General features: G+C 45.8%; 23 protein-coding genes. 15 read left to right on the top strand and 8 right to left on the bottom strand.

Going from position 1 to position 25,247, the window contains the following annotated elements; translation table 11 throughout:
- Window positions 1–12: 12 nt before the first annotated feature.
- Window positions 13–1,263, bottom strand: a complete 1,251-nt coding sequence (locus QUA70_RS22605; protein ID WP_333350058.1) for a CCA tRNA nucleotidyltransferase — start codon at window positions 1,261–1,263, stop codon at window positions 13–15.
- Window positions 1,264–1,370: 107 nt separating this feature from the next.
- On the opposite strand from QUA70_RS22605, the gene QUA70_RS22600 reads away from it, so the two are divergent.
- The 3 genes from QUA70_RS22600 (at window position 1,371) to tsaB (ending at window position 4,244) form a co-directional block, all read left to right on the top strand.
- On the top strand, window positions 1,371–1,619 hold the full coding sequence (locus QUA70_RS22600; RefSeq protein ID WP_006632635.1) for a Ycf34 family protein: 249 nt from the start codon (window positions 1,371–1,373) through the stop codon (window positions 1,617–1,619).
- A 199-nt stretch (window positions 1,620–1,818) separates the two neighbouring features.
- Window positions 1,819–3,531: a serine/threonine-protein kinase gene (locus QUA70_RS22595; RefSeq protein ID WP_333350060.1), complete on the top strand. Its 1,713-nt coding sequence runs from the start codon at window positions 1,819–1,821 to the stop codon at window positions 3,529–3,531.
- Window positions 3,532–3,533: 2 nt separating this feature from the next.
- Entirely contained in the window at window positions 3,534–4,244 is a 711-nt protein-coding gene (tsaB, locus tag QUA70_RS22590) for a tRNA (adenosine(37)-N6)-threonylcarbamoyltransferase complex dimerization subunit type 1 TsaB (RefSeq protein ID WP_333334529.1), read from the top strand.
- Between the two features lie 36 nt (window positions 4,245–4,280).
- Here tsaB and QUA70_RS22585 read toward each other — a convergent pair whose 3' ends face one another.
- Window positions 4,281–4,544, bottom strand: coding sequence for a hypothetical protein (locus QUA70_RS22585; RefSeq protein ID WP_172185550.1), 264 nt, complete (start codon window positions 4,542–4,544; stop codon window positions 4,281–4,283).
- Window positions 4,545–4,658: 114 nt separating this feature from the next.
- Between QUA70_RS22585 and QUA70_RS22580 the strand changes: the two genes are divergently transcribed.
- Window positions 4,659–7,274, top strand: a complete 2,616-nt coding sequence (locus QUA70_RS22580; protein ID WP_333350062.1) for a CHAT domain-containing protein — start codon at window positions 4,659–4,661, stop codon at window positions 7,272–7,274.
- 527 nt (window positions 7,275–7,801) lie between these two features.
- On the opposite strand, the gene QUA70_RS22575 is transcribed toward QUA70_RS22580, so the two are convergent.
- Together QUA70_RS22575 and QUA70_RS22570 are read right to left on the bottom strand one after the other, a co-directional pair.
- The gene (locus QUA70_RS22575; protein WP_333237762.1) at window positions 7,802–8,623 is read right to left on the bottom strand and encodes an SDR family NAD(P)-dependent oxidoreductase; all 822 of its coding nucleotides are present in this window, start codon (window positions 8,621–8,623) and stop codon (window positions 7,802–7,804) included.
- 712 nt (window positions 8,624–9,335) lie between these two features.
- Entirely contained in the window at window positions 9,336–10,769 is a 1,434-nt protein-coding gene (locus tag QUA70_RS22570) for a carotenoid oxygenase family protein (RefSeq protein ID WP_333350064.1), read from the bottom strand.
- Between the two features lie 73 nt (window positions 10,770–10,842).
- On the opposite strand from QUA70_RS22570, the gene QUA70_RS22565 reads away from it, so the two are divergent.
- From QUA70_RS22565 to QUA70_RS22535, 7 genes are all read left to right on the top strand, one after another.
- Entirely contained in the window at window positions 10,843–11,877 is a 1,035-nt protein-coding gene (locus QUA70_RS22565; RefSeq protein WP_333334523.1) for an LD-carboxypeptidase, read from the top strand.
- A 148-nt stretch (window positions 11,878–12,025) separates the two neighbouring features.
- The gene (locus QUA70_RS22560) at window positions 12,026–12,739 is read left to right on the top strand and encodes a class I SAM-dependent methyltransferase (RefSeq protein ID WP_445251669.1); all 714 of its coding nucleotides are present in this window, start codon (window positions 12,026–12,028) and stop codon (window positions 12,737–12,739) included.
- A gap of 222 nt (window positions 12,740–12,961) precedes the next feature.
- Complete coding sequence (locus QUA70_RS22555; RefSeq protein ID WP_333334522.1) at window positions 12,962–13,963, top strand: cytochrome c oxidase subunit II; 1,002 nt, start codon at window positions 12,962–12,964, stop codon at window positions 13,961–13,963.
- Window positions 13,964–14,041: 78 nt separating this feature from the next.
- Window positions 14,042–15,847 (top strand): cytochrome c oxidase subunit I, encoded by a 1,806-nt coding sequence (ctaD, locus tag QUA70_RS22550; RefSeq protein ID WP_333350066.1) that lies wholly within the window; start codon window positions 14,042–14,044, stop codon window positions 15,845–15,847.
- 122 nt (window positions 15,848–15,969) lie between these two features.
- Window positions 15,970–16,593, top strand: coding sequence for a heme-copper oxidase subunit III (locus tag QUA70_RS22545; RefSeq protein ID WP_333175567.1), 624 nt, complete (start codon window positions 15,970–15,972; stop codon window positions 16,591–16,593).
- Window positions 16,594–16,627: 34 nt separating this feature from the next.
- Window positions 16,628–17,038 carry a hypothetical protein gene (locus QUA70_RS22540; protein ID WP_333350068.1) on the top strand — a complete coding sequence of 137 codons (411 nt, stop codon included), beginning with the start codon at window positions 16,628–16,630 and terminating at the stop codon, window positions 17,036–17,038.
- Between the two features lie 171 nt (window positions 17,039–17,209).
- Window positions 17,210–18,442, top strand: coding sequence for a hypothetical protein (locus QUA70_RS22535; protein ID WP_333350070.1), 1,233 nt, complete (start codon window positions 17,210–17,212; stop codon window positions 18,440–18,442).
- 14 nt (window positions 18,443–18,456) lie between these two features.
- Here the strand turns inward: QUA70_RS22535 and QUA70_RS22530 are convergent, their stop codons facing one another.
- The 4 genes from QUA70_RS22530 to QUA70_RS22515 all read right to left on the bottom strand — a co-directional run bounded on the left by QUA70_RS22530 (window position 18,457) and on the right by QUA70_RS22515 (window position 21,335).
- Window positions 18,457–18,756 carry a (2Fe-2S) ferredoxin domain-containing protein gene (locus QUA70_RS22530; protein WP_333350072.1) on the bottom strand — a complete coding sequence of 100 codons (300 nt, stop codon included), beginning with the start codon at window positions 18,754–18,756 and terminating at the stop codon, window positions 18,457–18,459.
- A 123-nt stretch (window positions 18,757–18,879) separates the two neighbouring features.
- A complete protein-coding gene (locus QUA70_RS22525; RefSeq protein ID WP_333350073.1) occupies window positions 18,880–19,854 on the bottom strand; it encodes a cysteine synthase A in 975 nt (324 codons plus the stop codon).
- A gap of 65 nt (window positions 19,855–19,919) precedes the next feature.
- Window positions 19,920–20,501 carry a Uma2 family endonuclease gene (locus tag QUA70_RS22520; RefSeq protein ID WP_333350080.1) on the bottom strand — a complete coding sequence of 194 codons (582 nt, stop codon included), beginning with the start codon at window positions 20,499–20,501 and terminating at the stop codon, window positions 19,920–19,922.
- A gap of 195 nt (window positions 20,502–20,696) precedes the next feature.
- On the bottom strand, window positions 20,697–21,335 hold the full coding sequence (locus tag QUA70_RS22515) for a peroxiredoxin (protein WP_006632618.1): 639 nt from the start codon (window positions 21,333–21,335) through the stop codon (window positions 20,697–20,699).
- A gap of 160 nt (window positions 21,336–21,495) precedes the next feature.
- Here QUA70_RS22515 and QUA70_RS22510 point away from each other — a divergent pair, with 160 nt between their 5' ends.
- The 4 genes from QUA70_RS22510 (at window position 21,496) to QUA70_RS22495 (ending at window position 24,966) form a co-directional block, all read left to right on the top strand.
- Complete coding sequence (locus QUA70_RS22510; RefSeq protein ID WP_333350075.1) at window positions 21,496–21,771, top strand: hypothetical protein; 276 nt, start codon at window positions 21,496–21,498, stop codon at window positions 21,769–21,771.
- A 98-nt stretch (window positions 21,772–21,869) separates the two neighbouring features.
- Window positions 21,870–22,232, top strand: a complete 363-nt coding sequence (locus tag QUA70_RS22505; RefSeq protein WP_333334512.1) for a cupin domain-containing protein — start codon at window positions 21,870–21,872, stop codon at window positions 22,230–22,232.
- A gap of 549 nt (window positions 22,233–22,781) precedes the next feature.
- Window positions 22,782–23,657: a ChaN family lipoprotein gene (locus QUA70_RS22500; protein ID WP_333350076.1), complete on the top strand. Its 876-nt coding sequence runs from the start codon at window positions 22,782–22,784 to the stop codon at window positions 23,655–23,657.
- 52 nt (window positions 23,658–23,709) lie between these two features.
- Entirely contained in the window at window positions 23,710–24,966 is a 1,257-nt protein-coding gene (locus QUA70_RS22495) for an AAA family ATPase (RefSeq protein WP_333350078.1), read from the top strand.
- Window positions 24,967–25,247: the final 281 nt, after the last annotated feature.

Genomic DNA, 25,247 nt, shown 5'->3' with positions numbered 1-25,247 from the left:
GATATCTATCTTTTAGTTGTCAACTAAATCTCCCGCCAATTTCAGCGCATCTTCGCGAGTCGCAATTCTCCCTTCCACCCGCGCTAATTGAATCTCCATCAACAATTGACCGATGCGTGGACTTCTGGGCAATTTCAAATATTCCATTAAATCATTGCCGCTAACTAATTGGGTAGGATGAGCAATAATATCATCAGCATCCAGATAGCGATTAATTAACAGTGAAATCTCATCAACCGCAACTCCCGCCGCCACCGCCAAAACCGCTAAAACTGGAAATACTATTCCTACATCCCGAAACAAAAAATACTGTTCTCTCAAAGACATTTCCGCGATAGGTTTTGCTTGCAATTTGGGCAAGTATTTCAAAAGCTCGATCGCACTTTTAATCTCCGCATTGCTGTACTTCAACCGCTGCAACTGGGTTTCAGCCATTGTCGGGTCGGAATCTGCCAAAACAGCCAACTTCGCAACCGCCAACAACGGCGTTTTAATCGTATCTCGAATGGATCGCGAAAATTCTCTCTCCAAATCTGGATAAATTGTTGCTAGCTTGGCAGCAGACGCATCAATTTTTGTCAAAATATCAAAACGGTCGATCGCACTTTCAAACCAAATGGAAAACAAACCGTCTTCGCAACCGCGACAAATCCAAGGAACACCGTCAGGATTGCTCAACAAATAACCTAATTCCGTCCGCACCCGTTCCACCGCTACCCGGCTCAACAGCGGCGCTAATTCCCGAATCGCCGATTGAGTTTCCGGTTCGATCGCAAAACCCAATTGCGCCGCTTGGCGGTAAGCTCTTAATAACCTCAGCGGATCGTCCTCCAAATTTGACCGCGAAATCATCCGCAGCACACCCAAGCGCAAATCAGTTTGACCGTCCAAAGGATCGATGATTTCTCCTGTAAAAGGATTGCAGGCGATCGCATTTATCCGAAAATCTCGGCGCCGCAAATCCCCCTCCAGACTCCCCCCTTCCGCTTGCGCCAAATCCACCGTACCGCCCGCAAACACCACCCGCGCAATTTGGCGTTCCGCATCCAACAAGACAAATCCACCTTTCGTGCGATCGGCAATTTTTCGAGCAGTCTTCACGGCCCGTGTTAGCATAACGAAATCCAAATCAAAATAGTGCGCTCGCCTTCCCAGCAGCGCATCCCGCACCGCACCCCCCACCAGATAAGCAGGCGGTGTCAGCAGTTCCAAATCAAACGGCCAAGTATCAGGAGATAATGAAGAAGGCAAATTAATCGGCATTGCAACAAAAATCTACAAACTTACAAACAATTAAACTCTTGCTACGCTAGATTAACAGAAAGCTCAAATTTCACCAATCTTTTTGAAATGCACAGAGGATATCAAGAATGTGTATTTGTATTAACTGCCACTATGTAGACCGCTGCTTCACCTACCACGCCGTAGAAGAACAGCACGAACAGCTTCACCTCACCGAAACACCCGATTTCGACCCCGTAGAACCCACTATCAACGTCAACATTCGCCCCCGCCAAGACGAAATTGAAATGGAATGGGATGTAGTTGGCTGTCAAAGTTTCAAGCAAGAGACCGGCAAATGGGCAAAATTGCGGCCAGGCGAACTCGTCCCGACTTAAGGAAGAAGGAAGAGGGAAGAAGGAAGAAGGAAGAAGGAAAAAAATATAACGATATCCTTTTCTTGTTTCTTCTTTTTACCCAATTTTCAATTTTCCATTTCCAATATTCAATTTTCAATTTTCAATTCCCGATGCCCAATTCTCCATCCCCAATTACAAATCTAAAATCTAAAATCTAAAATCTAAAATCTAAAATCCAATGTGCTATTGCTTAAACCCAGCTTGTCAGAATCCGCAAAACCCAGGTGATGCAGAATTGTGCCAAAGTTGCGGATCAAAATTGTTGTTAACTATTGACGCAGAAACACCATCAGCATCTCGCTACCGAACCATAAAGCCGATCGGGCAAGGAGGCTTTGGCCGAACATTTCTAGCAGTTGATGAAACCAAACCCCTGATTTTTTCGCAGTGCGTTATCAAGCAATTTTTGCAGCAAAATACCGCAGCCGAAAAAGCGGCTCAACTATTTCACCAGGAAGCAGCCCAGCTAGAAACCTTGGGAAAACATCCCCAGATTCCAGAATTAATCGCGCATTTTGAACAAGATGGGAGACAGTATTTAGTACAAGAATTTGTAGACGGCAAAAACCTAGCCAGAGAATTAGAACAAAAAGGAGCATTCACCGAAACTCAAATTCGGCAAATCCTCAACGATTTATTGCCAGTGCTCCACTTCGTCCACAAATCCAAAGTCATTCACCGCGATATCAAACCAGAAAATATCATTCGCCGCCGCCTATCTCCAGCCCCTTTACCCGCCTTAGAAAATTCCTATCAACCCTCTCCTTTCCAAAAAGATATTGTTTTAGTAGACTTTGGTGCAGCTAAGAAAGTAACAGCAACCGGGTTGCCGCAAACTGGTACAATCATCGGCAGTGCTGCTTATACAGCCCCAGAACAATTGATGGGGAAAGCAGTTTTTGCCAGCGATATCTACAGTTTGGGCGTTACTTGCATTCACTTGCTGACTGAAATTCCTCCCTTCGATTTGTTCGACAGTACAGAGGATTCTTGGGCTTGGCGAAATTATTTGAAGACTGCTGTTAGCGATGATTTCGGCCGCATCCTCGACACCATGCTCCAAAGTGCCACCAATCGGCGCTACAGTTCAGCCTCAGCAGTCATCCGGCACTTGAACCCCAAACCGGTGTATTTAGACGCACAGCCGGTGCTAGACGCGCCGGAAACGCCCGCAGAACGGGTGGTTACACCTGCGCCCGGTGTGTCGCTTTTCACTCGCCAACAGCAAGCCGAAATTCAGCAAGCTTTACAAGAGGCGATCGCCCCGTACAATGTTACAATCCAAGTCAGTCAAGCCAAGCAACAGCTCAATATCGTCATCAACAGAACCGAAGACAACCCCGTTTACTATCCGCACTTATCTCAAATAATTGCCACCAGACTCACAGATTTGCAGTTAAATAAAGTTGCAGCCGTGAAGCTGTTGGGAAGAGTCAACAATTCTCGCCGCCCCGAGTGGAAGCAAATATTGCAAATCGATCCCAAGATTCAATTGAGAAACAAACTCGTGCGGCTGCAACACAATCAATTACTCAAGAAAATCGCCCCTGTTGCTACCCAAGAATTTTGGCTGCCGAAGTTGAAAACTCAGGATTTTTGGATAGATGCGCTAATGTTTGCCTTAGTTTGGTTTATTTTTGGCTCTCAAATAGTCATTTTTAATTCTTGGTTTGCGCTAATAGTTTCGTCGGGTTTTATGACGGTGAAGCATCAAGTTTCCCAACACAAAAAATTTGCCAATAAAAATTTATTTGCAAGTTTAGTAGTGCTGTTTTTGATGAGTGGCGGTCTGGGTAATTCCAGGATTTTAAATACGGGAATATTTGGCATTCTTTTGGGTTGCTTAGTTGTGGCTTTGCCGCTGTTTTTTGTTAAGGAAAATTATCAGTAATCGTGAATAGCAATCCCCAAGACGGAACATCTGTTAAAAAATACGGCTTAGCCCTGCACACAGCTAGTCGCGAACTCGGTTTAGCCATCAGCAATTTTGCCGGGGATTCTCGCTGCCAAACTTGGAATTTGGATCGCGATTTAGCAACTCATTTGCATCAGTATTTAGTGGAGTTTATTCAGCCACAAACTTGGGCGGATTTGGCTTTTATTGCGGTGGCGAAGGGGCCAGGAGGTTTCACTGGGACTCGCATGGGTATGGTGACGGCGCGGACTTTGGCTCAACAGTTGGATATTCCGGTTTTTGCGATTTCAACTTTGGCGGCTGTGGCTTGGGCGGCACCCCCCCTTGCTAAGAGGCTTTTGGAATTAGAACCTCCCCAACCCCCCCTTGGTAAGGGGGGGCTTTTGAGAGATGATATGGCGCTGCAAATGCCTGCACAGCGGGGACAATTGTTTGGGGCGGTTTATTCAGTTAACAAAGATTCTGGTTTAACTGAGTTGTTTCCTGAGACGGTGATGACTCCTGAATCTTGGCAAGAAAAGTTGGATAATTGGGGTAATTCTTATCAGTTAATTGAAGTTGGTAGCGAGTTAGGTTGGTCGGTTTCTAGTGTGTGGGAATTGGCTTATTTGGAGTGGCAAAGGGGAAGTCGTCCTGATTGGTCGGATGCTTTGCCTTTTTACGGTCAACATCCGGTTAAGGGACACTAAATATTGGGAATTGGGAATTGGTAATTGGTAAAGAGTTTATTTAAGGGCGATACAAACTTCGAGGCAAAAAGTTAATGTTAGCGGGTCTGGGTTTTCGGTTCGCAATCGATCGATCTCAGCTCGATCGCAGCCGCGAGATTCCATAAAATCGAGCATCCAGTTCGTTATGGTAGCGAGATCGATGTATTTTGCTCCGAGGCAAACAGGGCAAATTTCGGGGCTGAGGGTACCGGTGCCACCGCATTCGGGGCAATCCCAGTGGGTTGTTACGGGATCGGGGGTAGTTAGGATGTTGTTCATGCTGGGAAAAAGTACGCGCGGCGTAGCGATCCCGCAGGGAATCGCACTACTCGTTCACTCTAGCAAAAATGCCGATCGCCCTGACTTCTTCCTGCCTTTACACTAAGCGAGCTAGTGATTAAGATTGACAAAAATACAAAAGGGGTGGCTATGCTCGATCGCACTCAATGGTTTTTGGCTGGTATGTCGATCGCACTTTCGGTTCAGTTAAGTCAGCCAGTGGCAGCAGCCGTGCCACTTGGTAAAGTCGTACAAACAGCACAAACTAACAGTAGCGACCCTGCTACAAAAGCATTAAATGAAGGATTAGAACTCTACAATCAAGGAACGGCGGACTCAAAAAGAAGTGCGATCGTCAAGTTGGAAGAAGCCTTAAAGCTGTATCGAGAAGCGGGCGATAGATCCCAAGAAGCTGTCACTCTCACCACCCTCGGCAGTTTCCACTCAAGATTGGGAGAAAAGCAGAAGGCGCTAGAGTATTACAGCCAGTCGCTTTCCCTGTATCGGGCAATCGGCGATCGCCATGGGGAAGTTGGCAGCCTCAACAACCTCGGCACTGTCTACTCAGAATTGGGAGAAAAACAGAAGGCGCTAGAGTATTACAGCCAGTCGCTTTCCCTGTATCGGGCAATCGGTGATCGCGGTGGGGAAGCTTACACCCTCACCACCCTCGGCAGTCTCTACTCAGCATTGGGAGAAAAACAGAAGGCGCTAGAGTATTACAGCCAGTCGCTTTCCCTGCACCGGGCACTAGGCGATCGCACCCGGGAAGCCAGCACCCTCAAACACATCGGCGTTGTCTACTATGATTTGGGAAAACCACAGAAAGCGCTAGAGTATTTCCGTCAGTTGCTTCCCCTGTATCGGACAATCGGCGATCGGTCAGCGGAAGCTCCCACCTTGGCCATGATGGGCCTTGTCTACTATGATTTGGGAAAACCACAGAAAGCGCTAGAGTATTTCAGTCAGTCGCTTTCACTGTATCGGGCAATCGGCGATCGGTCAGCAGAAGCTCACGCCCTCTATGGTATTGCCCTTGCCAAACGCGCTCAAGGCAATCTTACCGAAGCCCTCAACGATATTGAACCCTCTGTCAAAATCATCGAAAATATCCGCACCGAAATAGCCAGCCCAGAAATCCGCGCCTCATTCTTTGCCGTAGTCTCATACTTCTACGAATTCTACATCGACCTGTTAATGGAACTGCATAAAACTAATCCTAAATTTGGTTACGATACAAAAGCCTTAGAATCCAGCGAACGTTTGAGAGCCCGCACCCTCCTTGAACTTCTCCAAGAAAGTAACACCAACATTCGCGAAGGCATTTCCCCCGATTTACTGCAACAAGAAAAGAGCGTGCAACAGCAACTCAATGCCATTGAAAAGCAGCGCATTGAAGCAATTAGCACCCTCAATCCAAACGCAGCTAAAATCGCTGAAATCGACAAACAGCACCTCTCATTTTTGCAACAATATCAGGAACTCCAAACAAAGATTCGTACTGCCAACCCCCGCTACGCTGCCCTCACCCAACCCCAACCTTTAACACTCCCAGAAATTCAGAAACAGATTCTCGATGAGAACACGATTTTATTGCAGTATTTCCTCGGCGAAGACCGCAGTTATTTGTGGGTTCTAACATCAACGGGACTAACTAGCTATGAATTGCCAAAACAGGTTGACATTGAAACAGCAGCCCGCAATTTCCGAGACGCAGTAACTAGCCCAATTCAGAGAGATATTCCCCAACAAGTTGCCGAAGCGAGTGCCAATCTGGGCAAATTAATTTTACAGCCCGCAGCAGCCCAATTAGGAAATAAACGCTTATTAATTGTTCCCGACGGCGTGCTACACTATACTCCTTTTCCAGCTTTAACTATTTCCCAAACCCGGGGACAAAATGTCAATGTTCCCTTAATTGCCGAACATGAAATTATTACCCTGCCTTCCGCCTCAAGTCTTGCTATTCTCAGGCAAAATTATGCAGATAGAAAACCGCCAAGCCAAACTTTAGCAATTTTAGCAGACCCTGTTTTCAGTCCAGATGATGAAAGAATTAAAGGAAAAATTACCCAAGAAACGACTGACAAGTTAGAAGCAAATAACCTTGGTTTAAATCGCTCGCTCCGTGCTTCCAATCTGGGATGGCCACCCAAACGCCTACGCTTTACCCGCCAAGAAGCCCAAACAATATCCAGCTTATTCCCCTCAGCTTCTAGCCGTCAAATATTTGATTTTGATGCCAGTCGCACTACTGCTACCGATGGAAATTTAGCCAATTATCAAATCATTCACTTCGCCACCCACGGCCTTGCTAACAGCCAAAATCCCGAACTGTCAGGAATTCTGATGTCGATGGTAGATGACAAAGGCAATCTTGTCAATGGCTTTTTGCGCCTCACCGATATTTTTAACTTGAAACTGGCGGCAAATTTAGTGGTTTTAAGTGCTTGCCAATCGGGCATGGGACAGAATGTTAAAGGCGAAGGAATGGTGGGATTAACAAGGGGTTTTATGTATGCGGGGGCGCAGCGGGTGGCGGTGAGTTTGTGGAGTGTGGATGATGAAGGAACTGCTGTGTTAATGCAAAAGTTCTATCAAAAAATGCTGCAACAAAAGTTAGCACCGGCGGCAGCTTTGAGGGCGGCGCAGATCGAAATGATGCAGCAGTCAGAATGGAAGTCTCCCTATTATTGGGCTGCTTTTACGTTGCAAGGGGAGTGGAAATGATAAACAGCACTTTTGCTGGTAAGTAAGTACATAGCCCTTGTAGGGACACGGCAATGCCCAAGGCGTGTCAACTTAACATTAAACCGGCAGTCCAACAATCCGACAGTCCGACAATCCGACAGTCCGACAATCCGACAATCCGACAGTCCGACAGGGAATGAAATCCCTGTCTAATAGCTAAAGTCCTCTGAAGAGGACTAATGAGTTTAAAAATTGGGCGTTGGTGAATACAGGTAGGAATTCTGATTTCCCAATTGCCATAACAGAAGTATGGTGAGTTTTGTAACATCAAGCGAAAAGTTGATTCCTACCGTGAATCAGCAACCTCAAAAATTCTTCTTCTCAGTCCTCTTCAGAGGACTTTCGCTATGAGACAGGGATTTCAATCCCTGGCGGACTACCGGGTGGGCGGGCTGACAGCTTAAGTTGACACCAATGGGCCGAAGAGCCCGGAACGGGCAAGATGCCCGTTCCACAAAGAAAGAGTTTTCTCGTGGGGTGGGCATCTTGCCCGCCCATAAAAGGGTTTATCGTCCGCTAGCCAAAGCCTCCCGCAATTTGCGGCCCCGCGATTTATCCCGAAGTTCTGGAGTCGCCATCCGCAACACAAAATCCAGCAACCAAGGCGCAATTCGGTGACACCAAACTGCTAGATGACTTTGCCATCCTACCAAGATTTCCGGCGCATCTTTCTGCAATCCCGCGACAAGTGCTAGGGCAACTTTTTCGGGAGTTGTGGGCACTACCCACCGGAATTGCTCCAAGTCTCGCACCATGTCGGTATCTGTTAGAGATGGCAGCAAAGCTGTGACTCGAACATTGTACTGAGTTAACTCGCTGCGTAAAGCTTGGGTGAATCCCAAAATGGCAAATTTGGTAGCAGAATAAGTAGCCATTGTGGGAGCAGCAATTTTGCCCATCAAGCTCGAAACATTAACGATTGTTCCCTCTTTTTGAGTCGCCATTCGCCGAGCTATCAAGCGGGTAATTGTGTAGGTTCCGAGCAAATTTAAGGCGATTTCTTCCTCGATTAACGGCAGCGGGGAACGCAAGAAAGATGCTTGGTGCGCGACGCCTGCACAGTTGACTAGCAGGTGAATCGGGCCGCAATCTCGCCAAGCTTGGGCGATCGCAATATTCACCGCAACTGACTGAGTTAAATCCAAAGCTAACGGCACAACTTCTGTTCCCAAAACATCGATTTCCTCTGCCAGTTCAATTAATTGCTTGCGGTTGCGCGCCACAATCAACAAACGTTTGACTCCTTGTCTCGCTAATTCCAGGGCGATCGATCGCCCAATTCCGCGCGAAGCTCCTGTAACAAGAGCTGTTTTTCCTTGAAGTTGCATAGATTAAACCTTTTGGTTGATTCTCACCGCGGCACGGAGTTATGAGTTGTGAGTTGTGAATTATTAGTTATGAGTTGAATGTTTTGGCGGTAACAACTCATAATTCATAATTGTTTAAAAGGCTATCTTGTTCCGATAAGCCTAATTTATTCGTGGGGTTAACTCAAAACCCAAAACTGTTGAATCGCTAACGTGCGCGTGAGTTGAACTAAACTTTTGGTTTGCCACGAATCAGTCAAATATCTGGTCATGCAACCTCATGCAAGCAGACAAACCTGAGATGGGCAAACCTAGTCGGAAATCATGACCAAGCGGGCTTTATTACCGCTTTTTTTTCAGTTCGCGGAGGCGGACTTTGCCTGTGTAGCCGCGAATTTATTCGCCGGGGATTTGTTTTCTTCAGTCCGCAGAGGCGGACTTTGCCTGTGTAGTCGCGAATTTATTCGCCGGGAATATTGACCCCGAATTAGTCATTGTTCGGGGCTTAATGACCCCTTTTTTTAGTCCGCAGAGGCAGACGATATCCTGTGCAGCGGCGACTTAAAATCGCCGGGAATTCGTGCGAATTGGCACAGGATAATTGAGCAATGCAGATTATCAATTCCACACCTCCTAGATATGAGAATTTCCTATCTACACACACCTTAACAACTTGACAGAGAAGCGGCAACAATTTTTAATAAATCTTCCGCAACACTTCTTTACAATTTTCTCAGACTGCCGATTTCCACGTGCCGTGAAAGCCCAAAGGTATTACACCGGGCAATTCTAGCTTGCAAACAGGTTCGCGGGAAAGTCCGTCGCTGTCAAATATCCAGACTTCGCTGCTATCAGAATTGCTGTCATAAATAACTGTTACTATCCAACCTTTCTCCGAGGAAATATCTGGAACGTAGATGGGCTCTGTGGGATAGCGATTTTCGCCCAAGTCGGCAATTGTGAGATTGCGGGTTTGCGTGTCCAAACGGGCGATCGCACCATAACGTTCCGGTACAATATCAACGTCAGGCCGATACATTGCCAGATAAATATATCGTGAGTCTTGCCCTATTTCTGAAGCAGGTACCATCGGAAATTCGCAAGGTTGATCCAGCAATTCTTCGGCTGCTGTCACTTTGCCAGTTTGAGGATTGAGATGCACCCGCCACAGGGAACCCTCCGCATCAGTGCGAGTTTCACCCGCCGCTACTTCTTTCAGCCGCTGATTAGTTTGAAAGTCAGGGAAGCGCACAAAATCTACAGCCACCGAACCATCTTCCTTGACAAAACCGTTAGCAAAATGCCACTGAAACCAAGAATCGGTTTCGCCCCGATTAACTAAAGAGAGAGTTTCAGAGTCAATAACTAATATCTGCGTTCCTAACTCCGGTTTCCATTCCAAACAGTCGCTGTAACTCCTAATTCCAGCTAACACTGGCAAAAATTTTGCTCGTACTGGCGGCACAAAAAATATTAGATACTTTCCAGCCAAAACAAAATCGTGAAGCATAGGAGGTCCATCTAAAGCAACAGTTCCTTGTTGCACAATTTTGCCTGTAGGATCGCTTTTATACAGATTCAACTTTGTACTGGCACCATGTGTAATTCCAAAGTTAAAAATATTCCCAGTAATCGGGTCGCGCTTGCAGTGAGCTGAATAAGAAGATCCACTCTCTAAACTTCCTAAATCGTCCGTTCCCTGAGTTTCCAGAGTTTGCAAATCGAGGCTGTGAGGCAAGCCGCCTTCCCACAAAGCTAAAAGGCGATCGGGCAAAGCTAAAACTGAAGTATTGGCAGCATTTTTAACAGATTTAGTCCACCGTAACCAGGTCGGGCCGGGTGCTGTCATGCCATAATTACTGTAGAGAAATTTATCAGCTTTTTCCTCAGCTTGATATCCTGCTGTCTGCACGTAGCGATAAACAGCAGCAGCACCGACATCGGTAAAATGTACTGCCAAAATTGCACCATCGCCATCAAACCAGTGTCCCGCATTCATGCCGCCACGTTCTAAACGTGCGGGCCCGTTGCGATAGAGAGTGCCGCGCAATCCTGCGGGAATTTGACCGCTTTTAACCAATAGCTGAGTCAGCGGAAACTCTGCAGCCGGACGAACTAAAGCTTTTGCCCAAAATTTTTTAGATGAGATTTTAGTGCTTGTTTTCATTTTAAACTGGCAATTTTCAACTAATTTTGCATAAATTTTGCTATACAATTATAGCAGAAATTACCTAACAGCTATGACTCTCCGCCGCCGTGCTCTGATCAGAACTTTTGGGCTGACTGCTATTGGTACTCAGCTTTTGCCGTTAGCGAATCCCTCGAAGAGGATCGCCCAAACCAACCTATCTCCCCAAAGTGCGATCGAGCCGCGCCGCCTGCAAGTCGGCGATACTGTAGCCTTAATCAATCCTGCCGCTTTCAACTACGAAAAAGAAGTCCAGCCATTTTTTAAAGTTCTGGATAACCTGGGTTTAAAAGTTAAATTGGGAGAGCATTTTTACGATCGCTACGGCTATTTAGCGGGCAAGGATGCCGATCGCGCCGCCGATGTCAATGCAGCCTTTGCCGATGACTCAGTGCGAGCTATTTTTACCGGGATGGGGGGCTGGGGCTGCGGTCGGATATTGCCGCTCCTGGATTACAATATTATCCGCAATAATCCCAAAATTATTATGGGATTCAGCGATATTACGGCGTTGTTATTGGCAATTTATGCTAAAACTAATATAGTTACTTTTCACGGCCCTTTAGGTGTGTCAACTTGGAGCCCATTGACAGTAAATTACGTCAAAAAACTTTTGTTTGAGGGCGGCTCTATAACCATGCAAAACTCCCCAAGTGTGCAAGTTCAAACAATCGGGGGCGGAACAGCTAGGGGAAAACTAATCGGTGGCAATTTATCAGTAATAGCAGCAATGGTGGGTTCTGCATATTTACCGACATGGGAAAACAGTATTTTGTTTGTTGAGGAAGTTGGCGAAGAGGTTTATCGGATCGATCGAATGTTGACGCAGCTTAAATTAGCGGGCATTCTTGATAAAATATCAGGTTTTATTTTCGGACAGTGCACCAAGTGCGAAGCTGAAAAACCCCAAGAGTCCCTAACCTTACCTCAAGTCTTGTCCGACCACATTCGCCCTTTGAAGATTCCTGCGTGGTATGGTTCTATGGTGGGACACATCCGGGAGCAGTTCACTTTGCCGATCGGCAAACAAGTCGAAATCGACGCAAATGCTGGTACAATCAGATTGTTAGAATCCGCTGTCAATTAAATCTTGAACTATTCTCGATATTACCGAGGCAGAGCCTCTGGATCTGCGTTCCCCGGCAGAGCCAGGGAACGAGAAATAAATTCAAACACAAAACCCAAATATAGTGAAAAAAACCGCACAATTCCTTAAATCATTAACAATAATAATTTTGACAATTATTTCCCTGTTGCCGCTCAATGCCTGTGCAGCAGCAAGTAAAACCGCCAACAGCGACACCATTTATCAGCAGCGAACTGTCCACAATCCCGACGGCATCGGCAAGTTTTACATGGGTCGAGAAATTGCCCAAGTCATGGGATATCAAGGCGCTGGTTGGCTGGAAAGACCGTCTCGCGGCATGGAAGAAAAATCAGCTCGATTAGTCAACAATCTCGATTTAAAACCAAGCGATTTTGTAGCCGACATTGGAGCGGGAACCGGATATTTTAGCTTTCGCATCGCTCCCTTAGTTCCAGAAGGAAAGGTTTTAGCCGTTGACGTGCAGCCGGAAATGATTGATTTTATTAAATTGAATAAACAAGAAAAAAATATTGCTAACGTTGAGCCAGTTTTGGGCAGGATCGACAATCCGAATTTGCCGGAAAATAGCCTAGATTTAGTTGTGATGGTCGATGCTTATCACGAATTTGCATATCCCAGAGAAATGATGCAAGGAATTGTGAAAGCACTCAAACCGGGAGGCCGCACGGTATCGATCGAGTATCGGGGCGAAAACCCGCTGATTCCCATTAAAGGTTTGCACAAAATGACGCAGAAGCAGGTGAAAAAAGAAATGGCCGCCGTCGGTTTAGTATGGAAAGAGACAAAAGATATGTTGCCCCAGCAGCATTTGATGGTGTTTGAGAAAAAATCTCAAATTTAGCAGCCAAACAGAGCGATTGCTTACCATTTTTAATCATTTTTGTCAAGGTACAAAAGACGTATTTGTGTGCACGGGCGATCGCTCAGTCAAACATACTAAGCCTTAAGTAACCCTTAAGATAGACATTTTACTAAAAATACCATTTACAATTAAAAATTGATAACCCAGAGGCGCTTCCTTCATTTTTCAAGCGAAGAAGTGTCGCTATTAAGAAGTACCAGCGTGAACATTCCAAGTTCCATCCTCACCATGCTCGCCGGCATCGGAGTGACTCTGATCAGTCTCTGGTACGGGCAGAATCACGGTTTGATGCCGATCGCCGCCTCTGACGAAGCATCCGACATAGACGCACTTTTCAATACAATGATGACCATTTCCACTGGACTATTTATCATGGTCCAAGGAATTCTCATTGTTGCTGCAATTAAATATCGCCGTCGTCAAGGAGACAACACAGATGGGCCGCCTTGGCATGACAACTTTCCCTTAGAAATTCTTTGGACAGCCGTGCCGGCGGTGATTATTTTAGGAATCGGAGTCTACAGTTTTGAGATTTACAACTCAATGGGAGGCCTCGATCCGATGGGGAATCACGACCACGGAACCATGCAAGCGCACTCTAAAATGCGGGGAAGTGCGATCGCAGCCACACTCTCAGATACACCCCAAAACGCCCCTCAAATAGCGCCTCAAAAACTTGTTGCTCTAGGCGTAGGCGCTTCCCCAGAAAATGAAGACAAACCAGCAGACTTAGTTGTAAATGTCATGGGTTTGCAGTACGCCTGGATTTTTAGCTATCCAGAAAGTGGCGTTAGTTCTGGCGAACTGCATATGCCAGCCAACCGCGACGTACAGCTAAATATCTCAGCTCAAGACGTGCTGCACGCATTTTGGCTGCCGGAATTTCGCCTCAAACAAGATGCAATTCCCGGACGGCCGAGCGAACTGAGATTTACACCAACTAAAACCGGTGAATACCGGGTTGTTTGTGCTGAATTGTGCGGCGCTTACCACGGAGCGATGAAAGCTGTAGCAGTCGTTCACACACCAGAAGAATTCGACGGTTGGCTGCAAAGCCAGCAAGTTGCTAGCAGTCAAAACTTAGAGCAAGCAGTTGCAGTCAATCCTGGGGAATTGTCAGACGGTGAATTTTTAGCTCCCTACGTCAGGGAAATAAAAATTAATTCCGAAAGCCTAAAACAACTTCACCCAACTCATCACTAAAAATAGTCATTAGTTCCTGGCACTGAATCTTTGATCCTGAGCTAATAACTAATGACTAATAACTAATGACTAATAACTATGACACAAGCACAGTTCCAAGAAAGTGCCAACACTGAGGCTCGCGGAACAGCGCCCGCCGATAGACATTGGCGCGACTACTTCACTTTTAATACCGACCACAAAGTCATCGGTATTCAATACCTAGTCACAACATTTATTTTCTATCTAATCGGTGGCGTGATGGCAACTTTGGTGCGAACAGAACTCGCCACCCCCGACGCCGATTTTGTCACCCCCGAACTCTACAACAGTTTATTTACTGTTCACGCCACGGTGATGATCTTCCTGTGGATCGTACCCGCCGGAGCCGGATTTGCTAACTTTTTGATCCCCTTAATGATTGGGGCAAAAGACATGGCATTTCCCAGGCTGAATGCGATCGCCTTTTGGCTGATTCCCGTAGGCGGCGTGTTGCTGTTGAGCAGTTTTTTGGTAGGAGCTCCGCAGGCGGGTTGGACTTCCTATCCACCTTTGAGCTTAGTTACTGCTCAAGCGGGGGAAGAAATTTGGATTCTCAGCGTTTTGATTCTCGGAACTTCTTCGATTTTGGGGGCGGTTAATTTTGCCGTTACCATCTTTACCATGCGGGTTCCGAGCATGAGTCTCAATGAAATGCCTTTGTTTTGCTGGGCGATGATTGCGACTTCAGCGCTGACTTTGATTGCTACTCCAGTCTTAGCCGCAGCTTTGATTTTGCTGTCGTTTGACTTGTTAGCAGGGACGGCATTTTTTAACCCGACCGGCAACGGCGATCCGATCGTCTACCAGCATTTATTCTGGTTTTATTCGCACCCGGCAGTTTACATTATGATTATGCCCTTTTTCGGGGTGATTTCAGAAGTTTTGCCGGTGCATTCGCGCAAGCCAATTTTTGGTTATTTGGCGATCGCATATTCCAGTCTCGCGATCAGCTTTTTGGGCTTGATCGTGTGGGCGCACCATATGTTTACCAGCGGCACTCCCGGCTGGCTGCGGATGTTTTTTATGATCACGACTATGATCATCGCCGTACCAACTGGGATTAAAATATTTAGCTGGTTGGCAACTATTTGGGGAGGCAAACTCCGGCTTGTCAGCGCGATGCTATTTGGGATGGGTTTTATCTCAACATTTGTCCTCGGCGGCATCACCGGGATCATGGTAGCCTCCGTACCTTTCGACATTCACGTTCACGACACTTATTTTGTCGTCGCTCACCTACACTACGTGCTGTTTGGCGGCTCAGTGTTTGGAATTTACGCTGCTTTTTACCACTGGTTCCCCAAAATGACGGGGCGGATGATTAATGAATTTTGGGGTAGAGTTCACTTTGTTTTAACTTATGTTGGCTTTACTGTAACTTTCTTGCCGATGCACGCTTTGGGTATGCAAGGAATGCCTAGGCGGGTGGCAATGTACGACCCGAAATTTACCACAATTAATGTCATTTGTACTGTCGGTGCTTATATGCTGGCAGTGTCTACAATCCCCTTTATCATTAATGTGATTTGGAGCTGGAGGTACGGCCCGAAAGCAGGTGACAATCCTTGGCAAGCTTTGAGTTTGGAATGGATGACGACTTCGCCGCCCCCGATCGAAAATTTTGAAGGAGTGCCGGTATTGGCAACGGGGCCTTACGATTACGGCATGGAAAAAATTCAGCATACTGGGGAACGTCTCAGGCTCAAGTTGAGGGAAAATGCCACCCGCAACGCCCAGAAAACAGGTATTCCTATTGCGGAGGCTCAAGCTTCAACTTTCTTGGGCAGGACTGCAACTTTGGTCGCTCCTGAATCAGAGGTAAATATTGATTCTCCTGCTGATGAAAGTCAAGATGGCGAATAGTTATTAGTCATCAGGCATTAGTCATTGGGCATTGTTGACTGTTGACTGTTAACTAATGACTGATGACTAATGCCAACTGCCCGCTGACAACTGACAACTGACTTCTTCATTACCAATTTCTTATGCAAATTCCAGCGATCGATCCGGCCAAAACAGCCCTGAATTACCACCACGAGGCTGAGGTAGAAGCACACGGTGTGGAGCATCCCGACCACCGGATGTTAGGGGTAATTGTGTTCCTGTGCGCTGAAGGCATGATATTTTTCGGTATGTTTGCCGCGTATTTGATTTATCGGGCGATGGCCCCCGCGTGGCCCCCTGAAGGTACGCCCGAGCGTGAGTTATTGCTGCCGGGAATCAATACGGTAATTCTGATTGCTAGCAGTTTTGTGATTCACAATGCGGATACTGCAATCAAAAAAAATGATGCCGCAGGAATGCGGAATTGGCTGCTCGTAACTATTGCTATGGGCGCAGTTTTCTTGTTCGGTCAGGTTTACGAATACGCTCATTTAGAATTTGGCTTGACGACGAATTTGTATGCCAGTTGCTTTTACGTTTTGACTGCTTTTCACGGCTTGCACGTTACGTTGGGAGTGCTGCTGATGGTGGCGGTGGTGTGGCGATCGCGCGCGCAAGGTCACTATTCTAGCGAGCACCACTTCGGAATCGAAGCGACTGAGATTTACTGGCACTTTGTCGATGTGATTTGGATTGTTTTGTTTCTGTTACTGTATATTTTGTGATCCCAGAGGCTTTTCAACCTCTGCCACAAGAGATTTGTATCACCCCCCAATTGGGGGTTTTTTTATTGTTTGGAGAGTGCGATCGACCTTTATTCACCCTCTCCAAGCCGATCGCGCTAAACTAAAAGTAGCAATTCTCTTATCCAGCAGCATTGAGAAAATTATGCAGTGCGAATTGTGCGATCGACAAATGGAAGCATTAACCGCCCATCACCTCACCCCCAAACAAAACACCAAGCGGAAAAACGAAGATCCCAGCCCGACAATCGACATTTGCTCAGCCTGTCACCGCCAGATTCACTCTCTATTTGACAACAAACACCTCGCCCAAGAGCTCAACACCCTGGAAAAGCTCAAAAATGACCCTGAACTCCAGAAATTTGTCTCTTGGATTAAGAAACAAAAAACAGACAAACGCATTCAAGTACGCGGCAAAAAAGCTTGAGTGCAGGGCCAGAAATCAGATATATACTCCTGGACGCAGTTACTGTCTGAAGCCTGGTTTATTCATAAATTTTTCGTTTCCCAACCCAAAATTTTACAGAGAAACCCGGTTTGTTTGCGTAAATCCTAGTATAGTGATTTACTTATTGGTAACAAGCTGCCAACTATTATCATGAACCTCACCTCCCTCGAACTCGCAAAAGACCGAGCGCGCATCTTCAAAAACTACCTCCAAATGGAAATAGATGCCAAAGCTAACATCAACAAACTAGCTTTTTTAGACCGGGGCATTGAAAAATCTCCTTACCAACAACACATTAAAAACTATCCCGATTATCTCAAACAGAAACCCGACGGCTTAAAAGTAATTAGCTCTCTTCCCGCACCTAATAATCCCCTCAAACTTACCCCATTTCCCAGCCAGGGAGAACTACCTCAAATTAACTCTCAAGCTTTAAGTTTCCTCCACGCAGACATCAAAGAAGCCTGCGTTTGCATTGGTACTTTTGTAGAGGGCAAAATTCAGGCGCAGTGGCTGGGAAAAAACGCACTTACCAATGCTGAGCAGTGGAGTGCCACTAAAATTATCGCCCTCCTTAATATCGTCAGTCAAATAAATAGCAAATATCCAGACTGCGACATTGACAACTGCGTTGTTAGAGATGGCAACGGGCTGAGACACGATTTTTACTTTTACGACGTAGCAAAAGACATGATTAGCTATGCCTCAAATATAGGAAGTTCAAACTCCTTAGCTGCGATGTTCAAACGCTTCGATACTCGCATAGGACTAGAGCAATGGCTGAAAAGCGCTACTGGCAATAACGACCTAATTTTTCGCGGCGATTACGGCGAAAATCCTTATCACAACAACCCAAAAATATTCGATCTCACCAAAAAACAAGTGCTTTTAAGTGCCGCCTTAAACAGCACCAAACAAAAAAATTCCGTATCTGCTTATGATTTGACCAGGCTAATTTCCATGTTAGGATGGCACTTCCACATAGAACAGCGATCGCGCATGAAAGCATCTCAGTGGAACAGCTTAGAAAGCATTGTCAGAGCAATGGGACATGACAGCGCTCGATATGTGGACGTAGCAATTAAAACTTTGGGGATGGATGGCCTCATCACTTCTCCAGTAATTATCTCAAAATTGGGTTACGGACTGAGCTCGATCAGGGGAACCCTAGAAACAGTTTATGTGGCTTTAGTGCGGTTTGTTGACGAGCGGCCGAAAGCGGCGGGAAAGCCGGCAAAACTCAGAACTTTAGCCATGACTTTGCGGGCAGAAAAACCTGTAGGCGGTTCCAGCAGTGTCGATCGCTTGGCGATCGAACTCGACGCGAGATTTTGCGCCGAAGTCACGGAAATTCTCCGCCGGTTGTTTGCGGAAGAATTTTAAAGGCGGGCGATCGACTAATTAGAAAGTCGGTGAAACTTGCGATAAAGCATCCTCTCTACCGGCTTTCCTCCCCGCAAATGTTGCTCAGTTATGGCCGCAACTTCTTCAGGGCAAACGCCATTGTACCAAACCTCTTCTGGCAGCACCAACACCATCGGCCCGTTGCCGCACTGTCCTAAACAACTGCTAGCAACAACTTCAACTTCTGATGGCGACAATTTCTGAAAAGCTACCAGTACCTTTGCTGAATTTTGCTTGCGACAAGTGCGGTTTTGGCAAACAAGAACTTGCCTAGAAGATTCTGTGATTTTCATGTTTTTTTACTTGACATTCTGCTACATATATGCTATTTTTTTATCATGGGAATAGGTGCGCGCATATACGCCCAGATTTTATATATGCCCAGATTTTAAGGTGCGCCGCAGCGCACCCTACGGTTAATCTGGTGACAAGCCTTTGGAAGCCAACCATTGTCGATCGAACAAACGCGACTGATACCGAGCCCCGCCGTCGCAGAGTACCGTAACAATCGTATGTCCAGGCCCCATTTGCTTCGCTAAAGCCACTGCCGCCGCCACATTAATCCCCACAGAACCGCCCATAAACAGCCCTTCTTTTCTCAGCAGTTGGTAAATCACCCGGACAGCTTCAGTATCATCAATTTGGATGGCGTCGTCTACCGGAGCATTCTCCATATTTGCAGTGACGCGAGTGGTGCCAATTCCCTCAGTAATCGAACTACCTTCAGTCTTAATTTCCCCAGTTTTGAAATAACTGTAAAGCCCGCTGCCCATCGGGTCTGCCAAGACAATTCTAACAGCAGGATTTTTTTCTTTCAAAAACATTCCTACCCCAGCAAAAGTGCCGCCGGTACCAGTAGCCGTTACCCAAGCATCAATTTTCCCGTTTGTTTGTTCCCAAATTTCCGGGCCAGTTGTCTCGTAATGAGCTCGGCGATTGGCTAAATTGTCAAACTGATTTGCCCAGACTGCATTCTCCATTTCCTCCGCCAATCTACCCGACAATTTGACATAATTATTCGGGTCTTTGTAAGGAACAGCGGGAACAGTCCGAACTTCAGCGCCCAGGGTTTTCAAAGCATCGATTTTTTCTTGAGATTGGTTATCTGGAATCACAATCAAACATTTGTAACCTTTAGCGTTGCAAATGTGGGCCAAACCGATGCCAGTATTGCCCGCAGTGCCTTCAACAACGGTGCCGCCCGGTTTCAGCAAGCCTTTTTCTTCTGCATCTTTGATGATGTATAAAGCAGCCCTATCTTTAACGGAACCGCCGGGATTGAGAAACTCTGCTTTACCGAGAATGTCGCAGCCAGTTTCATCGCTGAAGCTGTTTAAGCGGATGAGGGGAGTATTGCCGATTGTGCCTACAAAGCCGTTTTTAATATCCATATTTTTTGCGTGTGTGTATCCTATAATTAATTTTTACAATAACTTGATATTTATTGCTACCTGTTCTACCAAATCTTGCTCATATTGAGTACAAATCCCGGCAAAACGGGGTCGCCGCTAACTGTCGCGGGATTCTCCAAACATTCCTCTGGCAAACCAGGACGGTAAATATAAACTCTGCGATTTTTGCGGTCAATTAACCAGCCTAACTGCACTCCTGGTTCTCTCATATATTCTTGCATTTTTTCTTGCAATGGCTTGAGATTGTCAGAAGCCGACCTGAGTTCTACTACAAAATCAGGGCAAATAGGTGGGAATTTATCTTGCTGTTCTTGAGATAAAGCATTCCACCGTTCCAATTTAATCCACGAGGCATCTGGAGACTTGTCACCCATTGAAAGCTTAAATCCCGTACTGGAATCAAAACACATACCGGTTCCATCTTGTCGAGTCCAAATATACAACTCTCCAAAGACGCTACCGCTGCGATTTCCTGTTGTTCCACCAGTAAGGGGCATAATTAGCAATTCTCCCGATTTGTTGCGTTCAATGCGTAACTCACTATTGATTTGACAGAACTCGAAAAACTCGTCGTCTGTCATTTGCAATTTGGGCGGTATTCGCAACACAATTGTTGATGACAGCATTTTGCCTTTCCTCAAATCTAAAGTGTTCACACAAGATTGCACAATTTGTTTGTTGGTAGTCATGACTTTAGCCCTCAAAAATCATGATTAAGGACTAAAGTCGTGACTACAAACTGGTTTTAGGCGCGAATTATAGAGGTAAGGTGCGCTAGGCACACCCTACATAATTAGGTTGTGCGCCCAGGAATGTTAAACCTATTTATTCGGCTGAGGAGTCATCCGCAAATAAGGCTTAATCGGCGTATAACCTTTAGGAAATTTCTCTTCCAACTCTTTCGGGTCGGTAATCGAAGGTACGATGACGCAATCGTCGCCGTCTTTCCAATCAACTGGAGTCGCAACGCTGTATTTGTCGGTAAGTTGCAAGGAATCAATTACTCGCAAAATTTCATTAAAATTCCGACCAGTGCTCGCGGGATAAGTAATGCTCAAACGCAATTTCTTTTCCGGGTCAATCACAAAAACTGTGCGGATTGTTAAGTTGTTTAGCGAGTTGGGATGGATCATGTCGTAAATGTCGGAGACTTTACGATCGCCATCTGCTAAAATCGGATAATTGAGGGTGACATTTTGAGTTTCCTCAATATCTTTAATCCAGCCCATGTGAGAATCCACATCATCGACGCTGAGGGCAATGGTTTTGACCCCCCGCTTTTCAAATTCAGACTTTAGACGGGCCACTGCACCGAGTTCTGTGGTGCACACTGGAGTATAGTCTTTCGGGTGGGAAAACAACACGACCCAGCTATCCCCAGCCCAGTCGTAGAAATTGATTTCCCCTTCAGACGAAGCTTGGGTAAAGTTGGGAACTGTATCGCCTAATCGCAGAGTCATAACTGATTTCCTCTAATTTTATTTAAGGACTGTTCCTTATCATGCCATAATTGCCCGGTTTCTCGATCGAGCTGTAAAGGATTCTAAACTTTTTGGTCGATCGATCGGCAATTCCACTACTGTAATGTATGTGTGGCTTCTAACGCTGAATTTTCTTGCTATGCTTTACTTTTTGCTTAAGGCAATACAGCCTATTTTAGTCCCGCTGTGTTTTGTGTCCGCTTGGGGCTTAGTTTTTTTGCTGTGTTTGAGTGTCGGGCGTACAGTCACCGACTCCCTGCGCCGAGCTCAGCGGATGCACCAAATTCCTTGTGCTAACTGCGTATTTTTCACCCGCGACTACCACCTCAAGTGTCCCGTTCAGCCTACTATAGCTCTATCGGAAGATGCGATCGACTGTCCTGATTATCGATCGCATTCTGGAATTTACGGTTAAAAAATCCGACCGCTGCTTTACTACATATTTCTTAACATCTCTCGCTCTTTCAATTAAACTTATGTTGTGGTAAAGAGATTTTCAGGAGATGGGAAAGAATGCTAATTCAAAAGCTAAATGCCTGCGACGAATTTATTGCTGGCGACGGTACTCAACTGCGAGAATTGCTGCATCCAGACAAACAAGCTGTGGATTTGCGTTACAGTTTAGCCCATGCCGCTTTGCCACCGGGACAAACTTCTGCGCTGCACTCCCTGACAACTTCTGAAGTTTACTACATCCTCAGCGGCGTTGGAGAAATGCACATCGACGACGAAACTCAATTCGTGGAACCCGGAGATGCAGTTTACATTCCCCCAAACGCCAAACAGTTTATTTACAACTGTGGGACAGAACCCCTAATATTTATTTGTATTGTCGATCCCGCGTGGCGAAAGGAAGACGAGACAATTTTTCAGTAATTTTCTAGTTTTTCTCCTTTTATGCTCGTTACCTGGCTCTGCCCGGTAACGCATATCTAGAGGAAGAGCCTCTACTGAAAAAAACATCACAAACCGAAAATCTCTTTTAACAACAACAGCACCCAGCCATATGTACCGAGTGATTTCCTCTTTTTTAAACTTCGATGCGGAGTTGCAATAATCCTCGGATTCAGTTGCATTGCTCCCCTCTAATTATTTGAGGAAGTATCAGCTTTGTTGGTGGGTGCTGCTATTGGTTTTTGATGAGACAGATGTGAGATTTGACAGCGTTTTACTCCTTAGATTCTATTGTGAACTTCGCTGCGGTATCTGGATGTGGTATCTGTCAGAGAAGCTTTTTGTTCGCTTCATATTATTAATTTAGCACCTTCTTTTAGAAGCGCAAGTACCTGCAACTAAACTTTACATTTTTAGAAGTAGCTGCGGATAATTATGAAGTTAAATAAAGCATCAAGCTTTCTAGCTGCTCAGCTAAAATAGTAGAGTTCGGCTGTGCTTGCTGTTGCGAGAAACAGGCATAATATTTGTATGAAAACAACCAAACTCATCAAACTGTGCGCCTTATCGCTGAGTATCTTTCTAGTGTGCAGCAGTGCAGTGACAGCGCAAACGACGGCGAACCCTCAACCTCCGCAGACTTACACTAACCAAGAGATTCTGCAACAGTTGGTAAAGGCAAAAGTCGTGTATCTGGGAGAAACCCACGATAGCGCGGAAGACCACCAAGCTCAACTAAAAATTATCCGAGAAATGCAGCGGCAAAATCGGAAAATTGCGATCGCGATGGAAATGTTTCAGCGTCCCTTTCAAAGTGCGATCGACAACTACCTAGCAGGTAAACTGACTGAAGAGCAATTAGTCGAGCAAACAGAGTACGATCGCAGATGGCGCTTTCCCTGGGAATCTTACGCCCCCATTTTGCGGTTTGCCAAAGAAAATCAACTACCTGTCCTCGCCTTAAATACACCATCCGAAGTAACGAGAAAAGTTGCCAGTCAAGGTTTAGAAAGCCTCACAGCCGAGGAAAAAAAGCACATTCCCCCAATATCGGAAATTCGCACCGACAACGCCGAATATCGGCAACTGCTGCTAGAAGTTTACCAGCAACACCAAAAGGCAGAACAGGGAAATAGTACGGCTTTTGAAAGATTCTTGCAAGCCCAAGTTTTGTGGGACGAAACTATGGCGGAAAAAATAGCTGAATTTGTCAAAGCAAACCCCGACTATCAAGTTGTGGTGTTGGCGGGGAAAGGGCACATTATTTACGGTTACGGCATTCCCAGTCGCGTCGAGAGGCGTTTGGGAGTCGGGAATGTAAAAATGCGATCGGTTTTATTCAATTCCACTGAAAATCTTCCTTTGTCGGCAGATAGACCCATTGCTGACTTTGTTTGGAAGCATTGATTTGATATGATCTCAAAAATATAACCCACTAAGCCAGAGGGAGAACCAAATCGTGAAAGTCAAGCGTCTAAAAATGAACTCATTCCGAGGCATCAGCGATTTGACCCTGGAGTTTGATACAGATGAGCCGACTGTGTTCATCGGTATCAACGGTGTGGGGAAGTCCAGCATACTTGAGTGTTTGGCTATTCTTCTCTCCTGGCTGACAAAGCGAATTCAAACTCCCCATAGTCCTGGACGTTCTTTCAACGAAGATGATATCAAAAACGGATGCAAAGAAACTCACAACGAAATTACAATTTCAATCAATGACTGGCCGGAAGTGGTATGGTCTTTAACCAAGGTCAGGAAAGAGCCAAGCAAGGATACTAGCAGCCACCTTGGGGACTTAAAAAAAGTTGTCGATCGCATACACAGTCAGTTAGATGCTAATTCTTCCCCAGCATTGCCTCTGGCTGTTTACTACCCAACTAACCGTGCCGTACTTGATATTCCTTTGAAGATTAGGACGAAACATTCGTCTGAGCCGATAACTGCTTATGACGAGGTTCTCACGGGAGGACAGATCGATTTTAGGCGCTTTTTTGAATGGTTTAGAGATCGGGAAGATTTAGAAAACGAAGAACGACTAAATAATACTAATGAGTATCGCGATCGCGAACTAAAAGCAGTCAGAGATGCGATAGCTAACTTACTAGACGGCTGGTCAAATTTACGGGTTAGGCGATCGCCTTTGCGAATGACTGTAAAAAACAAAGAAGGCAAGGAACTGATCGTCAATCAACTATCCGATGGTGAAAAATACTTGTTAGCACTAGCAGGAGATTTAGCAAGGCGTTTGGCGATCGCAAATCCGAATCCAGAGTGCAAGCCGCTTGAGGGTTCCGGCGTTGTTTTGATTGACGTGATTGAGCTCCACTTGCACCCAAAATGGCAACGGGCGATTATTCCGAATCTGAAAAAAACATTCCCAAATTGCCAGTTTATAATTACGACTCATTCGCCACAGGTAATCAGCGATCTCAAATGGGTTCATCTTTTGAGGTCAACCTCTGAAGGAATTGCGATCGATCGAGTACCATCCTTTGGGAAAGATAGCAATCGGATTCTAGAAACGCTTATGGGAACTCCAGAACGTCCGCAGCAAATTAAGGAAGATTTACGTGAATTGTTTCGCTTGATAGACAAGGGCGAACTCGGAAAGGCACGGGAATTTCGCCAAAATTTAGCAGACAAAATGGGAGAAGAAGATCCTGAATTTGTGAGAGCAGATTGGCTAATTCAACGCAAGGAAATTATCAATAAATGAAATATATTCAAAAGGGGAAAGAACCTCAAATTCTTTCCAACTGGAAGGTTATACAGAAGCCTACCCCCAACTATCATTACGAATATTTTCTCAACCCTGAGAGAGCAGCGGTACACATTTCTTTGCTAAGTGAACAAGGCTATATTTGCTGCTACTGTTGTCAGAGAGTTGATAAAACCAATAGCCATATTGAACATCTAGACCCAATGGCACTGAAAAAGGCTTAATCACGCCCGCAGTTTAGCTTTCAAGACAGAGCGAGGTTCCTGCATTCGAGGATA

This window comes from Microcoleus sp. LAD1_D5 (assembly GCF_036702115.1).
Lineage (GTDB): Bacteria > Cyanobacteriota > Cyanobacteriia > Cyanobacteriales > Microcoleaceae > Microcoleus.
This window is presented reverse-complemented; position numbering and strand designations above follow the sequence as displayed.

Bases quoted from the DNA above. Each gene is read 5' to 3' on its own strand.
- QUA70_RS22605 (WP_333350058.1), bottom strand. From the start codon at position 1,263: ATGCCGATTAATTTGCCTTCTTCATTATCTCCTGATACTTGGCCGTTT.
- QUA70_RS22600 (WP_006632635.1), top strand. From the start codon at position 1,371: ATGTGTATTTGTATTAACTGCCACTATGTAGACCGCTGCTTCACCTAC.
- QUA70_RS22595 (WP_333350060.1), top strand. From the start codon at position 1,819: ATGTGCTATTGCTTAAACCCAGCTTGTCAGAATCCGCAAAACCCAGGT.
- QUA70_RS22585 (WP_172185550.1), bottom strand. From the start codon at position 4,544: ATGAACAACATCCTAACTACCCCCGATCCCGTAACAACCCACTGGGAT.
- QUA70_RS22575 (WP_333237762.1), bottom strand. From the start codon at position 8,623: ATGCAACTTCAAGGAAAAACAGCTCTTGTTACAGGAGCTTCGCGCGGA.
- QUA70_RS22570 (WP_333350064.1), bottom strand. From the start codon at position 10,769: ATGAAAACAAGCACTAAAATCTCATCTAAAAAATTTTGGGCAAAAGCT.
- QUA70_RS22565 (WP_333334523.1), top strand. From the start codon at position 10,843: ATGACTCTCCGCCGCCGTGCTCTGATCAGAACTTTTGGGCTGACTGCT.
- ctaD (WP_333350066.1), top strand. From the start codon at position 14,042: ATGACACAAGCACAGTTCCAAGAAAGTGCCAACACTGAGGCTCGCGGA.
- QUA70_RS22545 (WP_333175567.1), top strand. From the start codon at position 15,970: ATGCAAATTCCAGCGATCGATCCGGCCAAAACAGCCCTGAATTACCAC.
- QUA70_RS22535 (WP_333350070.1), top strand. From the start codon at position 17,210: ATGAACCTCACCTCCCTCGAACTCGCAAAAGACCGAGCGCGCATCTTC.
- QUA70_RS22530 (WP_333350072.1), bottom strand. From the start codon at position 18,756: ATGAAAATCACAGAATCTTCTAGGCAAGTTCTTGTTTGCCAAAACCGC.
- QUA70_RS22525 (WP_333350073.1), bottom strand. From the start codon at position 19,854: ATGGATATTAAAAACGGCTTTGTAGGCACAATCGGCAATACTCCCCTC.
- QUA70_RS22520 (WP_333350080.1), bottom strand. From the start codon at position 20,501: ATGCTGTCATCAACAATTGTGTTGCGAATACCGCCCAAATTGCAAATG.
- QUA70_RS22515 (WP_006632618.1), bottom strand. From the start codon at position 21,335: ATGACTCTGCGATTAGGCGATACAGTTCCCAACTTTACCCAAGCTTCG.
- QUA70_RS22510 (WP_333350075.1), top strand. From the start codon at position 21,496: ATGCTTTACTTTTTGCTTAAGGCAATACAGCCTATTTTAGTCCCGCTG.
- QUA70_RS22505 (WP_333334512.1), top strand. From the start codon at position 21,870: ATGCTAATTCAAAAGCTAAATGCCTGCGACGAATTTATTGCTGGCGAC.
- QUA70_RS22500 (WP_333350076.1), top strand. From the start codon at position 22,782: ATGAAAACAACCAAACTCATCAAACTGTGCGCCTTATCGCTGAGTATC.